This is a genomic window from Parapedobacter sp. ISTM3 (assembly GCF_016533505.1).
GTDB lineage: Bacteria > Bacteroidota > Bacteroidia > Sphingobacteriales > Sphingobacteriaceae > Parapedobacter > Parapedobacter luteus.
Window position 1 is genome coordinate 1 of sequence record NZ_JAENGN010000002.1, and the last position, 15,547, is coordinate 15,547.

9 protein-coding genes are annotated in these 15,547 nt (G+C 53.0%); 6 read left to right on the forward strand and 3 right to left on the reverse strand.

What is annotated here, in order from left to right; translation table 11 throughout:
• The 4 genes from JHJ32_RS02755 to JHJ32_RS02770 form a co-directional block, all read left to right on the forward strand.
• A partial coding sequence (locus tag JHJ32_RS02755) for a gliding motility-associated C-terminal domain-containing protein (RefSeq protein ID WP_200119727.1) occupies positions 1–3,501 on the forward strand: 3,501 nt, incomplete at its 5' end.
• Positions 3,502–3,532: 31 nt separating this feature from the next.
• On the forward strand, positions 3,533–4,543 hold the full coding sequence (locus tag JHJ32_RS02760) for a type IX secretion system membrane protein PorP/SprF (RefSeq protein WP_233632449.1): 1,011 nt from the start codon (positions 3,533–3,535) through the stop codon (positions 4,541–4,543).
• Positions 4,544–4,561: 18 nt separating this feature from the next.
• The gene (locus JHJ32_RS02765; RefSeq protein WP_200119730.1) at positions 4,562–4,798 is read left to right on the forward strand and encodes a hypothetical protein; all 237 of its coding nucleotides are present in this window, start codon (positions 4,562–4,564) and stop codon (positions 4,796–4,798) included.
• A 17-nt stretch (positions 4,799–4,815) separates the two neighbouring features.
• Positions 4,816–6,768 (forward strand): OmpA family protein, encoded by a 1,953-nt coding sequence (locus tag JHJ32_RS02770; RefSeq protein ID WP_200119732.1) that lies wholly within the window; start codon positions 4,816–4,818, stop codon positions 6,766–6,768.
• Positions 6,769–6,832: 64 nt separating this feature from the next.
• On the opposite strand, the gene JHJ32_RS02775 is transcribed toward JHJ32_RS02770, so the two are convergent.
• The 3 genes from JHJ32_RS02775 to JHJ32_RS02785 form a co-directional block, all read right to left on the reverse strand.
• A complete protein-coding gene (locus JHJ32_RS02775; protein ID WP_200119734.1) occupies positions 6,833–8,296 on the reverse strand; it encodes an efflux transporter outer membrane subunit in 1,464 nt (487 codons plus the stop codon).
• Positions 8,296–11,466 carry an efflux RND transporter permease subunit gene (locus tag JHJ32_RS02780; RefSeq protein WP_200119736.1) on the reverse strand — a complete coding sequence of 1,057 codons (3,171 nt, stop codon included), beginning with the start codon at positions 11,464–11,466 and terminating at the stop codon, positions 8,296–8,298. The genes JHJ32_RS02775 and JHJ32_RS02780 overlap by 1 nt, the downstream gene beginning before the upstream one ends.
• Positions 11,467–11,557: 91 nt before the next feature.
• Positions 11,558–12,733: an efflux RND transporter periplasmic adaptor subunit gene (locus tag JHJ32_RS02785; protein ID WP_079716909.1), complete on the reverse strand. Its 1,176-nt coding sequence runs from the start codon at positions 12,731–12,733 to the stop codon at positions 11,558–11,560.
• Between the two features lie 156 nt (positions 12,734–12,889).
• On the opposite strand from JHJ32_RS02785, the gene JHJ32_RS02790 reads away from it, so the two are divergent.
• Positions 12,890–13,690 (forward strand): N-formylglutamate amidohydrolase, encoded by an 801-nt coding sequence (locus tag JHJ32_RS02790; protein WP_200119738.1) that lies wholly within the window; start codon positions 12,890–12,892, stop codon positions 13,688–13,690.
• On the forward strand, positions 13,680–15,527 hold the full coding sequence (locus JHJ32_RS02795; RefSeq protein WP_200119740.1) for a flavohemoglobin expression-modulating QEGLA motif protein: 1,848 nt from the start codon (positions 13,680–13,682) through the stop codon (positions 15,525–15,527). Before JHJ32_RS02790 ends, JHJ32_RS02795 begins: the two co-directional genes overlap by 11 nt.
• Positions 15,528–15,547 lie beyond the last annotated feature (20 nt).

Here is a 15,547-nt window from a genome sequence, read left to right on the forward strand (position 1 = left end):
GGCGACCCGACGGTGGCGGGTTTAGACCAAGCACCGGAGCTGACCCTTATCAAATCGTCGGCTTATAACGATGCAAACAGTGACGGCATGGTGAATGTTGGCGATGAAATTACCTACACATTTATCGTAACAAACCGTGGTAACGTGACGGTGACGGATATATCGGTCACCGAATCGGAAGCCGTATTTACAGGAACGGGGACACTTCCTGTTCCAACGTATGTGGCTGACAGTTATAGTGGTACAGGGGCGTATAACCAGACATTGCTTCCGGGTGAGTCTGCTGTATATCGTGCCACTTACGCGATTACGCAACAAGATATTGATGCCGGTGGGGTAACCAACCAGGCGCTGGTGGCAGGAAAAGACCCAGGCGATGGCGATGTAACCGATCAATCGGGTACGGCCGAGGGAAATGATGATGCCACCGAGGAACCATTGGAAGCGCCAGTGATTACCGCGACCGCTTTTGGGGAATGTATCAACGATGTGCCGCACCTTAACTATACGATAACCCCTCAGAACTTCACACCTGCGGCAAGCGTAACGGCCACCATCACGTGGTCTGATACTGACGGCAATGTGATTGACGAGATGACCGGCTTGCCATTGAGCGGACGGATATTGTGGCCGGGAGCCGTCGTTGACGGCGACGGAAACGGCATCGACTGGCCGGGATGGTCGTTCGTTGACGGGCAATGGATGGAGACAGCGGATGGTTTTGAGGGCTTGCGGCCGCAGGCAGTGGTGACGATAACGGTCAATCCCTCCGTAACCCTTACGGTGGATTATCCGCCGGCAAGTGCAGACTGCTATGCCGCCCCGACGTTTGTTATCGAGGCCGCTGATGATCAAATAACCAATATCAACGGATACGACGGTTTGGTAGACGCGTTGAATGTGTTTGCCAATGACAAGCTGAATGCTGCCGATGTTGATCCGGCGGATGTAACCCTTTCGGTCAACGGTGAAGAAGTGACGGCAGCGGTTCCGTTTTATGATGATGCTAACAATCCGACAACCCAAGTGGTACTGAATGCGGACGGCTCCGTGGATGTGCTGCCTGGCACACCTGCCGGTACGTATACACTGAACTATACCATTTGCGAGAACGCTCGGATAGCCAACTGCAGCGATGCTACAATAACCGTAAATGTAGTGGCTGCACCGATAGTGGCGGAAGATAACACGGTTGATTACGTGAACGGATTCGAGGGGGATGATGACCTCGGTAATGTGCTGGACAATGACCTGCTGAATGGCAGCCGGCCGGCCATTGACGAGATAACCCTGACGGTGACCACGCCGGCTACACCGATTGATGGCGGACCTGTGCCCGTCGTGGATGAACTAACAGGACGGCTACGTGTGCCGGAAGGAACGCCTGGCGGAACATACACCATCGTTTATCGGATTTGCGAACTGCTGAATCCTGACAACTGTGATGATGCTACCGTGACCGTATTTGTGGCCACGCCTTCCATTGCACTGGTGAAATCGGCGGCCATAGCCACCGATGCCGCCGTGGCAGCAAGTGGCGACGCGGTCATCTACACCTTTACCGTGACCAACACGGGTAATGTGCCGGTCAGCGGCATCGTGATAAACGATACGCGTATAGGGGTGTCTGGCCTGACGCCGACGCCAGCTACGTTGGCGCCGGGTGAGGTGGCGACAGCCACGGCTACTTACCGACTGACGCAGGACGACATCGATAGTGGAGCCGTCTGGAATACTGCTGTGGCTACCGGTGAAGATCCGGAAGGATACACCGTCGCTGATGAATCCGATGCCGGCACGGATGCCAATGGCGACAACATCGCTGACCCCCACACGGTAGATAGCGATGGCGATGGCGATCCGACCAATGATCCAACAGGAATCGAGCTGACACGCTCATTGGCGATTACCATCACCAAAAGCACACGTCCGGGTGAGTATGTGCACGTCGGCGATGTGATTACCTATGACATCGTGGTCACAAACACTGGAAACGTAACGCTGACTGATATCCAGCTGACCGATGATAACGCCGATGCGGGCAGCTTATCGCCTGCAACGATTGCCAGGCTGTTGCCCGGGGAATCTAGCCGCGCGACGGCGACACACACCATTACGCAGGCCGATATTGATGTGGGCTACGTATATAACTCGGCTGAGGCCGTGGGTAGGGCACCAAATGGTGAGGAAGTGCGTGACGACTCGCATGATCCTGATCCGGCGGACCCGGATGCCCCGGTAAATGAAGACTGCAACAATTGTACGATCACACCGATTCAAATGAGGCCGGCCGTGGCATTGGTAGCGGTGGTCACCAACACCGGATCGGGAAGAAACGGCGCCTTCCTTGTCGGCGACGAAATTGAGTACCGCTTTACGGTAACCAATACGGGCAATATGACATTGAGCGGCTTCGTGTTGAACGATGAAAAGCTCAACCTGGAAAATGTGCGCGTGGATGAAACGCTCGCGCCGGGTGCGCAATTCACACGGGTATTCCGGTATGTGGTGACCGTAGCTGATATTGCGGCGGGCCAAGTGGTGACCTCCGCACGTGTACGTGCCGAAGGGCCGAATGGGGAAATTGCTGCCGACGTATCGGGCGACAATGTGGATAATGATGTGCCGACACGCGTACCGGTGGCTGAGGGCCCTGAGTCTTCGGACGATGTGGCTTCTACTCCACAACATACACCGGTGACCGCCGATGTACTGGAAAATGACGAGGAGGGCAGCAGTGCGCTGGATCCGCGTTCGGTCTGGCTGATCGATCCGGCAACGGGCGATCCGGTTAAAACGGTAACGATCGATCGGGAAAGGACATATACCGTAAATGACGACGGCACGATTACCTTCTCGCCAATCCGTGAATTCTACGGCGAATCTGCCGTGAGGTATGTGGTGAGTGATGTCAATGGACTGCGGGCCGAACCGGCGACTCTCACGGTTACGGTGGTGCAAAGCGAGCCGAGGGCATCCGATGATACGGCAACCGGCTCATTCAACGGGCCGCTGCAAATCCAATTGGTAGGAAATGACCAACCGGATAGCGCACCGCTGGATCCGTCGACAATTGAAATTATCAGCCAGCCACAGCACGGTACCTTGCGGATCAACGGTGACGGTACAGTGACCTATACGCCGAATCAATATTATACCGGTCCGGACGAGTTTACGTACCGGGTGATGGATGCAAACGGCAACTGGACGAACGTGGCGACGGTGCGGATTACGGTTACTGGATTCCACATCCCGAACATTATCACGCCCAATGGCGATGGACTGAATGACCGCTTCGTGATCATCGGGCTTTCCGACTATGACAACGCTGAGGTCGTCCTCTTCAACCGCTGGGGCAACGAAGTTTACCGTAGCCGCAATTACCAGCAGGACTGGGATGGCCAGGGCCTGAATGAAGGTACCTATTATTACTTCATCACGCTGCGGAAGGATGGTCAGGAGACCGTACACAAGGGATGGGTATTGGTGAAACGTAAATAGCCGGAGGCATTTAGCAATGAATAAGTATAACATGAAGAATAGCATAAGAACGTCGATACTGCTGGTTTTTGCCTGCACCTGCATGACCGTCAAAGGGCAGCAGAGTATTCAGTTTACGCAGTACATTTTTAACGCAATGAGTGTCAACCCCGCGTACACGGGCTATAAAGAAGAGTGGTTTGGCCAGCTGGGGCTGCGTAGCCAATGGGTGGGCCTGGACGGGGCGCCGGAAACAGGCACGATCTCAATAGACGGGATTGTCGACCCGGGCGCCAAGCGGCATGGTGTGGGATTGCAGGTGATGGCCGACAGGCTGGGCCCTCAATCGGCAACGTCAGCCTATGCGAACTATGCATTCCGACTGAGGCTCAACGATGAAGATACCCAACGGCTGAGTTTCGGTATCGGCGCCGGTGTGACCCAATATAGTTTGGATGGTACACTGCTGCAACCGAATGATGGGGGCGACCAGTTGGTCCCCCCGGGGAAAATAAGCAACTGGGTGCCCGATATCCGTTTTGGGGTTTATTATTACAATCCGCATTGGTATGCCGGTGTATCGGTAATGGATTTGCTGTCCGGCGACCAAAGCAACAACATCTTCCGCTGGGATAATACCACAACTGATAATATCCGGCGTCGCCGGCACCTGTATTTCATCGGTGGGGGATTGATCAACTTCGATAACGGGCTGAAGCTGCGGCCAAGCGTCTTGGTGAAAGAGGACTTTAAGGGGCCGACGAGCGTAGACCTGAACGCGATGTTTATCTTTGATAACCGCTTCTGGATTGGTGGCGGATGGCGGACGGGTGTGACCGTCTTTAAACGGGATTATGCCCGCTTTACAGGAGACAGGCTAAGCAAGCGGAACGCGGTTTCGGCAATCACCCAGCTGTATGTGACACCGACGTTGCGGATTGGGTATTCGTATGACTACATCCTAAGCCGGCTGAGCGGTGTACAGAATGGTTCGCATGAGGTGACGCTGGGCATCACCTTCGGACGGCGATCAAACCGGTTATTAAGCCCTCGGTTTTTTTAATGAAAGCATAACAGCCCTATGTTGTTGGAAAGAGTTGCACAATATTTAGATACAAGGACGGAATTTGCCTACATCAAAGATGAACCCCGCCTGGAAATTTGGGTAAAGGGAAAGGAGTGGTTGCCCATTTTGGTGTCTAAACTGAAAGGGCGCGGCTATCTGATATCGTGGGGCGATATTGAATTTAAAGTGAGTGATGAGATGAAAGCCTACACTTACCTGTTACGAATGATTACCAACATTACCGAAAGGTAAAAAAATTGAATAAGAGAATGAAGGAAAAATTGACAACGTTGTTTTTTGGCATTATCGGCATCGCGTTACTGGCTCATCCGGCCTTTGGCCAGGAACAACCCGGATTGCGTGAGCGTGCAGATGAGTTGTTCCGTAAGTACGAGTATGCCAATGCGGCCATCCTATATACAAAACTGGCGGACAGCAAGCGGCCTAAGCTCGCCGACCTGGAACGGCTGGCACATTGTTACATGCAAATGAAGGATTATGAATCGGCTGAAAATTGGTATGCACGTGTCGTGGGCATGGAAGACAGCAGCGAGGAAAACTTATTGCGCTATGGGGAGGTGCTGAAAGTGAATGGAAAGTATGTGGAAGCAAAGGTGCAGCTGGAAACGTATGCCGCGCGGACAGGCGATACGGCGCGGGTCGCCGTAGCGATAGCAGGCTGCGATTCGGCTGTGGTGTGGATGGCCAACCCAACGGCCCATAAATTGCGTAATGAGGCGGTCAACACGTCGTTGGCCGAGTTTTCGGTTTTTCCGATGGGCGATAAGGTCTATTATACCGGCGAGCCCGATAGCCATATGCAGGGAGTCGGTACGTATGGATGGACGGGCAATTCGTTTCTTCGTATTTATACGGCGGATCGTGCCGGGGATAATACACTCCATAACCCCGTAATTGCGGTGAATAGCATCAACAATGCGCCTTATCACATCGGTCCGGTGGCGGCCGCCCACGACGGTAAAACGTTGTATGTGACGCGCACCTATCCGGGAAAGGAGGGGTCTGTGTCCCGTGAAGATCGGCGGAAATACATGACCAACAAGCTGGAACTTTACTTGTACACGCAGACAGGCGATGACTGGGAGGCCATGCCTTTTGCGCATAATGACGTTGCTGCCTATTCGGTAGGGCACGCCGCGCTGAGCGGCGATGGCAATATCCTTTATTTTGTGAGTGACATGCCCGGCGGGCAGGGCGGTACTGACATCTGGTATTGTGAAAAACAGGCCGACGGCAGCTGGGGTACGCCAATCAATGCGGGAGCTACGATAAACAGCGCTGGCAATGAGCTTTTCCCTAATATTGGTCCCAATGGCATTTTGTATTACGCGAGCGATGGCTTCCCGGGGATGGGTGGGCTGGATGTTTTCCAGGCTACGGGCAGCAAAGCGACGTGGACGAGCCCCGCAAACTTGGGGTATCCCGTAAACTCGGCGCGCGATGATTTTGCCTACATAACAAATTATGAAGGCGAAGAAGGACTTGCGGGATATTTGTCTTCAAACCGCAAAGGTGGGAAAGGAAGTGACGATATTTACGGGTTTACCTATGAGAGACCGAAGATCGTCATTGTCTTGAGAGGAACGACAGCCGACAAAAACACCGGCGATCGCTTGCCTGAAACCATGGTGACGCTTTATGATGGTACCCGTTCGATCGTGGCCAAAAAGAGCAGTACGGAAAACGGGACTTTTGAGTTTGTGCTTGACAGGAATAGCACCTATACGGTATTGGGGCAAAAGGAGAAATACCATGCGGACTCTGCAAAAGTGAGTACGGTGGGCATAACGACCTCCGATACGCTTGAAGTAGCACTGCTGCTGGAACCCGTGTTTGAGGTGGGTAAAACATTCGAGCTGGAAAATATTTATTATGATTTTGACAAACACAACATCCGGCCGGACGCGGCTGCCATACTGGATGAATTGGTACGCACACTGCGGGATAATCCGACATTGAAAATCGAATTGTCAAGCCATACGGACAGCCGGGGCAGCGATGCCTATAACATGGCACTGTCGCAGCGCCGCGCGCAGGCCGCTGTGGATTACCTCGTAAGCCGGGGTATTGCCCGCGACCGGATGGTGGCTAAAGGATACGGCGAAACTCGTTTGGTGAACGAATGCGGCAACGGTGTGCCTTGTTCGCGCGAGCAGCACCAGGCGAACAGGCGTACCGAAGTAACGGTATTGGCCTATTAAAGCCGGCTATCAAACTAACCCTAAATATCTCATGTAACGGCCGGTCCACGATGGATCGGCCTTTTTATTTCCAACCGCCGCCCAGCGCCCGGTAAAGTCCGACCTTGGCATTGAGCTGTTGCTGCTTGATGCTGACCAAATCCAGCTCACTGGTGAGCGCATTGCTTTGGGCGGTGATCACTTCCAGGTAGGTGGCTTCCCCGCTTTTGAACAGCAAATTGGCATTTTTGACACCGAGCTGAGCCGTGGCTACCCGCCGCTCAGCAATGGCATATTGCTCATTGAGCTTCTCAATCATGATCAGGGCATTCGTCACCTCATGAACCGCATCCATGACCGTTTGTTGGAAACTGATTTCGGCTTTATCGCGTTCCAGTTTGGCAATTTCATGCTGCGTTTTAAGTCTCCTTCGGCTGAATACCGGTTGGGTGGCACCGCTGATTAGCCCGCCGAATAACGCGCCGGGGATGTTGAACCAGTTTTGTGGAAGCATGGCGTTGATCCCGCCCGATGCATCGATGGTCAGTGTCGGATACCGGTAGGCTTGCGCTACGCCTACGTCGGCATTCGCGGCGCGCAGCGCTAGTTCGGCGGCCCGCACGTCTGGCCGATTGGCCAGCAATTGTAGCGGTACCCCGGCGTCGTAAGTATCCTGCATGCGCCAATCCATTAGGGCCGAGGACCGGTAAACGCTATCGGGCATGCGCCCGGTCAAGGCCATCAACGCATTTTCTTGAATGGCGATTTCCTGCTCCAACTGCGGGATAAGGGACGTGGCGAGCAGCATCTGCGATTCTGTCTGCTGGATGGCCAACGAGCTCACTTCGCCGGCATCACGCTGGAGTTTAACGATTTGCAGCGTGCTGTCATTGAGCCGAAGGTTCCGCCGTGCGACCTCCAGCTGTGCATCGAGCATCAGCAGGTTATAATAACCTTCGGCGATGGTGGCTACCAAGCCGGTCTGTATGGCTTTTCTGGCTTCAAAAGTCTGCAGGTATTCGGCTAGCGCGCTTTCATTCTGCCGGCGCATTTTCCCCCAGATATCCAGCTCCCAGCTTATGCTGATGGAGGAAAGGTATTGCGACTGATACATAAACAGGTTGTCAGGCGGTTCGGCCTGGCCGTCGCGCCCATACCATTTGGACGACGGGGAGCTGTAAAAGTCGCGCGATCGCCACTGCTGGTTGGTACCGCCCAACTGGGCCTCTACCTCCGGGAAAAACGCCGCGCGGGATTGCCGCAATGACTGATTGGCAATTTCAATGTTCTTAAGCGCGGTTTGCATGTCGTAATTGTTAGCGATAGCGCTATCAATGAGCATAATCATCATGCTGTCGGTAAAGAAATCATACCAAGGGATATCAGCAATGTTGGCCGTGTCTGCCGTACCGACAAGGGTATCGGCGCCGCGGAACGCGGCCGTAAGCCCTGTATCCGGACGGACGTAATCCCGCCCCAACTTGCAGGACGAAGCTAATAAACAGCCGATGATCGCAACTAAACCTGTTTGCCGGATGGACTTCATCATTAATCTTCTTCTTTTATGGTCAACTTATTTTTTACGAGCTCATCGAGATGTTTGAACACAACGTACAACACGGGAATGATAACTATCCCCAGTGTGGCACCGATGAGCATCCCCCCCGCGGCGCCGAAACTGATGGAGTGGTTGCCCTGCGCGGAGGGGCCTACCGTCCACATCAACGGAATGAGGCCCGCCACGAAGGCCAGTGAGGTCATGAGAATGGGCCTAAGCCGCATACGCGCCCCTTCAATGGCTGATTCGTAGATGCGCAACCCAGCCCGTCGTTGCTGGACGGCAAACTCAACAATGAGGATGGCATTTTTAGCCAGCAGGCCTATCAACATGATAAGGCCGACTTGTACATAAATGTTATTTTCCAAACCCACCAGGTTGATGGCCGAGTACACGCCGATTAGCCCTACAGGCACGGACAGCATGACCGCCAGCGGGAGAATGTAGCTCTCGTACTGGGCTGCTAACAGGAAGTAGACGAAAACAATGCTCAATGCAAAAATCAGGGCCGTTTCATTGCCTGATTGGCGCTCTTCCAGGCTCATGCCGGTCCATTCATAGCTGTAATTGCCGGGCAGGGAGGCAGCGGCGACTTCTTCCATTGCGGCCATGGCTTCCCCCGTGCTGTAGCCATCTGACGGTATGGCGTTGATGGCGATGGCATTATATAAGTTGTACCGGTTTACAATTTCGGGGCCCATGACTTTCTTCAATCTGACAATGGTGTTGACAGGCACCATTTCGCCATTGTCGTTGCGCACAAAGATGGATTTAAAGGACTCCGGATCGGCACGGTATTCAAAATCGGCTTGCATGAATAGGCGATATTGCCGGCCGAAGCGGTTGAAATCGCTCACGGTGACGCGGCCGTAATAGCCTTGTATGGTGCGCATCATGTCATTGATGCTCACGCCCAAGGCCTTCGCCTTTACCGGATCGACTTCCAGCAGGTATTGGGGGAAGTTTGCATTGAACGTCGTATAGGCCGAGGCAATCTCGGGCCGCTTTTCGAGCTCGCGCATGAAGGTGTCTGCTACCATGCCAAAATCCCACATGGAGCCGCCCATCCGGTCTTGCAATACAAATTCGAGGCCCGAGAAGTCGCCGAATCCTTGTATGGTAGGCCTTGGGAAAACACTGAACGACGCTTCTGTAACCTGTGCGAGATCGTTTCGTATGGTATCCATTATCGCATCAATGTTGCGGATAGCTCCCCGCTCTTTGATGGGTTTTAAATTGATGTAGCCGACGGCAAAGGCGGAGCTTGCACTGGCGTCTATGGCATTGTATCCGGATACAGTGGTCATGCCTTCGATGGCTTCGCGCTTTTTCAGGATGCTGTCAGCTTTGGCAAGGGCAACGGTGGTGCGGGCGAGCGATGCTCCCGGTGGCATGGATAGCGAGTAGGTAATGAAGCTATCATCTTCGGTGGGTATAAAGCTCGATGGTGTCCTGTTCATCAGCCAAATACCGATGGCGGTCACAATCGCCAGCCCGCCAAAGGCGAGTGCTTTCCGCTGGATTAAGAAACGCAGCGAGCCGATGTATTTGTTGGTAAGGGTAGCGAAGGCGGTATTAAATGCTTCGAAAAAACGGGAAGCCAGCTTGCCGGCTTTATTGCCTTTTTTCGGTGTGCTATCGGCTACCGAGGGGTGCCGCGCGGGCCTCTTGAGCAGCAGCGCGCATAACGCAGGCGTGAGGGTCAATGCATTCAGTGCGGAGATCAGTATCGCTGTAGCCAGCGTGTAGGCGAACTGCTGGAAAAAGACCCCCGAGGGCCCGCCCATGAACCCTACCGGGAAAAAGACGGCCACCATGACCAAGGTAATGGACACGATGGCGCTCGTAATCTCTCCCATGGTCGCTAGCGTGGCCTTCCGTGGCCCAAGGGTCGTTGCATGCATTTTCTGGTGCACGGCCTCCACGACGACGATGGCATCATCCACGACGATCCCAATCGCCAGCACGAGGGCGAACATCGTAAGCACATTGATGGAAAACCCGAAAAGCTGCAGGAAGAAAAAGGTGCCCACCAGTGACACCGGAATCGCTATGGCGGGGATAAGCGTAGAGCGGAAGTCCTGCAAAAAGATAAAAACAATGATAAACACCAAGATGAACGCCTCAAAAATCGTATGCTGTACCTGGCTAATGGATTCATCAATCTGCTCACGCACGCTATACGAAATTTCGTATTGGATACCTTCCGGGAAATCACGGGACAGCCGCTCGAGCACGTCCCGTATTTGGATGTCAATATCGCGGGCGTTGGAGCCGCTGGTCTGAAGGATATTCAGGGTAAGCCCCGGATAACCGTTGACTTTATTGTCACTGCCGAGGTTGGTGGCCCCCAGTTCGGTACGGGCGATGTCTTTCAGGTAAAGGACGGAACCATCCTCGTTGGTTTTTATCACGATTTGTTCGAACTCCTCGGGCAGGGTGAACCTTCCCTTGTGCCGCAGGATCGTTTCGAAGGCTTCGTTGGAGGTTTCTCCGAATCTCCCCGGGGCGATTTCAAAATTCTGGTCGCGGATGGCTTGCTGCACATCCTGCGGAACCAAGCCGTATACCGCCATTTTTTCTGGATTCAACCAGGTTCGGATGGAGTAATCACGCGCCCCTACACGCCTCACTTCGCCTACGCCATCCACACGGGCGAGTTCGCGCATGAGGTTTATCTGCGCGTAGGCTTGCAGGAACGTCTCGTCATATATGGTATCCGGATGGTTGCTGAAAATATTGATGGTCATGATTATCCCGCTTTGGCGGGGTTCTACCGTGATGCCGGATTCGATAACCTCCGGAGGGATACGGGAGTTGGCCTTTGAAACACGGGTCTGCACGTTTACCGACGCTTGGTCGGGGTCGGTGCCGGTCTTGAAAAACACCGTAATGTTTCCTGAACCGGAATTGGTGGCCGACGAACGGATGTACGTCATGTTTGGCACACCATTTATTGCCTCTTCGATGGGCAAGAGCACGGCCCCTGCCACCGTTTCGGCGTTTGCGCCGGGATAGGACGTGGATACGGTGACACTCGGCGGAGCGATTTCCGGAAAGCGGGTGATGGGCAGCTGCCACATGGACACCAGCCCGAGGATAACCAACAGGATGGAAATAACTGTCGCCAGTACGGGTCTATTGATGAATGTCTTGAGCATTTATTCGTTTTTAGTTGTCAAAGTTTACCAAGGACAAGCATGCACTTGCCTTGTCTTGAAGCGTTAAACATAATGGTTGCCTGCAAACGTGTTATTCCGCGGCGGACGCGGGAACGTTGAGCGGTTTGATTTCCATGCCATTGGAGAGCTTGTCCAAGCCGGAAAGCACAATGCGGTCGCCGGGCTTGACGCCAGCCTTCACGATGTACGCATTGCCGCTCTTTCCGGCCACTTGGATGGCTTGTTGCTTCACTTTGTTGTCGGCAGAGAGGGTATAAACAAAAATCTTATCCTGCAATTCAGTGGTTGCTACCTGGGGGACGGTCAGCACGCCGCGTTCGTACTCCTCCATCTTGAGTGTACCGGTATTGCCCGAACGAAGGATATTGTCTTTGTTCGGGAAGGTCGCCCGCAAACTGATGGCTCCGGTTGTACGGTTTACCTGGCCGTTGATGGCGTCTACCACCCCTTTTTCGGGGTACGCTGTCCCGTCTGCCATGATTAGCGACACGTTTGGAATGATCTGGGCCGTATCAGCGGAATGCACCTTGGCCGAATCGCGTTTTCCATACTTTTTGCGGAAATAGAGAAAATCGGACTCGCTCATGGCAAAATAGACATATACTTCGCTGATATCGGAGAGCTCGGTCAGCGCATCGCTCTTGCCTACCAGGTTGCCTATTCGCTTGGGGATGCGGCCAATGAAACCGCTTACCGGTGCTTTGATGGTCGTAAACTCCAAGTTGATGCGGGCACTGGCTACGGCAGCAGAAGCTTGTGCAAGCGAAGCTTTTGCCACGTCGTAGTCCGACATGGCGGTGCGCAGGCGCACATCGGAGATAACGTCATTTTCAACTAACGGCTTCAGCCGGTCGACTTCCAGTTTGGCATTTTCCAGCTTTGCTTTTTCGACATTTTCGTTGGCCAGGGCATTGTTCAGCTCTTCCTGATAAGGCTGGGGATTGATCTTGAAAAGTTTTTGGCCTTCCTTTACAAATGCGCCTTCATCCACATAAATTTCCTCCAAAATACCCTCAACCTGTGGACGTATCTCCACATTTACCTTGCCTTCTATCGTCCCCAAATAGTCCTTTACCGTGCTGGCTGTAGTGGTGTCGATACGTTGTACCGGCAGTGCAATGGCGTTGTTTTCGCTGCTGTTGGTTTTGGATGATCCCGTGGAACAGCTAAACATAAAAAACAGGGCGATTCCTGATAAAATGGTGATTATAAGTGTTTTCGTGTTTAATCTGACGGAAGTGTTCATACGTTTTTATTTAAGTGTCGTCGTATCTGTTGTTGTGTATTGCTATCTGTGTAAGTCCTGCGGTTTTGATCGCATAGGGTTACTTAATAAATTTCAGAATGCATGCCAAAGTGGCTGTGGAAAACATTTGCTCTACATCCGTGTTTATGATTCCAAATGGAATTGGTTTACACCATACACCGGGAACAGACGCCGATAATCGTCGCTGCTATCCACGAAGGGCACCGGCTTGCACTGCCCTTGCTGGAATACATGCACCTGCAAGAGCATGAGCGGTTCAGGGAAGAAGATCCGTATACCGGCGATATGGCCAACCTACCGGTCAGCCGGATTGTCGTGGAGACCTCCAGGTTTCAGACCGACTTGAATCGCAGGCGGGAGCTGGCAGTGTACCGTAAGCCGGAAGATGCGTGGGGACTGACCGTTTGGAAGCCGGCCTTGCCCGAGATCATGGTGGCACAACTGCTCGAAGGTTATGATCAATTCTATGCCGACGTGGCTGAGCTGATACAATGGACGATAGCCCTGTTTGGCAAATTCGTGATGCTGGATATCCATAGCTATAATCACCGCCGTGAGCATCCACTGAAGGCGGCGCACATCGGCGACCATCCCGAGATCAATATCGGGACGGGGCATAACCGGGACAAATGGAAGCCGTTGGGCCATTGCATGACCCGGTTCCTTTCGCACCACCACATCTTAGGCCGGTTTCCGGATGTGAGGGAAAATGTCAAATTTAAGGGTGGGGCTTTTGCCGAATGGATTAACCATAATTTCGGCGAGTACGGTTGCGTGCTGTCTCTGGAATTCAAAAAAACATTTATGGATGAATGGACAGGCCGGCTAGATCGGAAGCATTTTAACGACATCAGATCGATGCTGAAGGGGACGATTCCGTTTCTGCTCGACTTATTGGATACGCCAGCTAAATCTACCTATCCGAATGGCTACTGACACGAAAAAAACCATCCAACATATTGTGGATAAGCTCAAAAAGGGAAAGCCGCTGCATGTCCGTTTACCTTGCGAGGGTGAGCTTCATATGGACAGACCCGTTCCCTACCTGCTGATTTACCGTATCCCGCCCGATGGGGAAGACGCGTTTACGTCGACCTTGGGAAAAACGGAGTCTGCCTACCTGGTGGCCCCGGATACACCGGAATGTAACGTAACCCCGATTATTCGAGCTATCGCTAACGCGATGGCTGATAAATTCGGCGGATTTATGCTCCTTGAAGTATGGCTGTCAACCCGTGTGGAGACGGCATCGTTCACCGTCCATGTTTGCCAAAAAAGCGCGTTGGCTGTCGCCGAGAAGCTGCAATTCGAACTGCGCCATCTTCAGCTGTTTCAGACCCCGGAAATTGCCGTAGGGCTGGAGAAGCGGAAAAAGGTGCCTGCTCCGGCGTATTACCGCGAGATTTTTAATCTCGAAGAGGCACGGAAAAGCGAAATCATTCTCGTGGGATTGGAGATCGCCCCTTTTTATATCAACCAGCAAACCGGTGCGCCTTATCCGCTATTTCTTCGGGAGTTGCGCGAAAGCTTCGGCAAAGCGCTACGCAAGAGCTTTTTTGAATTTATCCGCATGAAAACCTCGTACAGTGCGGCTCATTTCGAAATGCTGGGCACCACAGAACTGGACGAAGTCGTATGGAAAGTGGATGAAAAGCTGGCGGAATATAGCAATCTGTTCGATTTTTTGTTGCTGGTGACACCGATTAACGCCCAGGAGGCCTGGGAGAGCTTTTTGAAAAGCAAATACCGGAAAAATCCGGTATTTCACTATAGGCCTATGCCCATTGACCCCGAACTTATCAAGCGGAAGCTGTACAACCTACCGATCGAGGAAATCATGGACCCGACGATGGCCTATCTCTTCCGGGACAAACGCAAAGAAATCGACAGGATGCTCAATATGCTCAGCGACAGGGAAAAGCCTGATTTCCTCTACAGCAGCCAGCAGGTTTTTGGCAATGTCGAGGAAAACCTGCTTGACATCGCCAGCGCAATATTAGTGGCCTCTGAACCCCAGCGCCCACCTGTAGCGAGCGACATGCTGGATGCGCGCGCGTTTGCCAAATTAGCAAAAGGCGAATTGGAATACCTGAAGCAACAGTATCATCCGGTATCCACCGCTGTGCGTGTCAGGGATGATGTGGAGGGCGTCATGGTATCCCGCGGCACGCTGAACATCGGCTCCCGCTACCGGATATCCAAGGACCGGGCGTTTTCGTTGCTTCAGCACGAAGTGGGTACGCATGTGACCACCTACTACAATGGTATGGCACAACCGTTTAAACTATTTTACCTGGGCGTGCCGGGCTATGAACAACTTCAGGAGGGGCTTGCCGTGCTCAGTGAATACATGACCGGCGGGCTGACCAACCAACGGATGCGCACGCTTGCCGCACGCGTCGTAGCCGTCCACCACATGCTGGCAGGAAACGCCTTCGCGGAGACCTTTGCGCTTCTGGTGGAGAAGTATGCCTTTAAGCCCGAAAACGCATTTTACATTACCATGCGTGTGTACCGCGGAGGCGGGCTGACCAAAGATGCGGTTTACCTCAAAGGATTGCTCAATGTGATCGAATATGTCAAAGAAGGAAAGGACATCTCGCGGTTATTGGTGGGTAAAATAAGGCAAGACTACCTGCCTATTATTGAAGAACTCATGCATAGGCGGTTGTTGAAACCGCTGCCCTTGCGGCCGAAATTTCTGGAAAAACCGTACATCAACAAAATCAAGGAGATAAAAAATGGGGGCGGCGTGTTTAAGATGATTGGGTAGGAAGTAAAAATCAAAATATA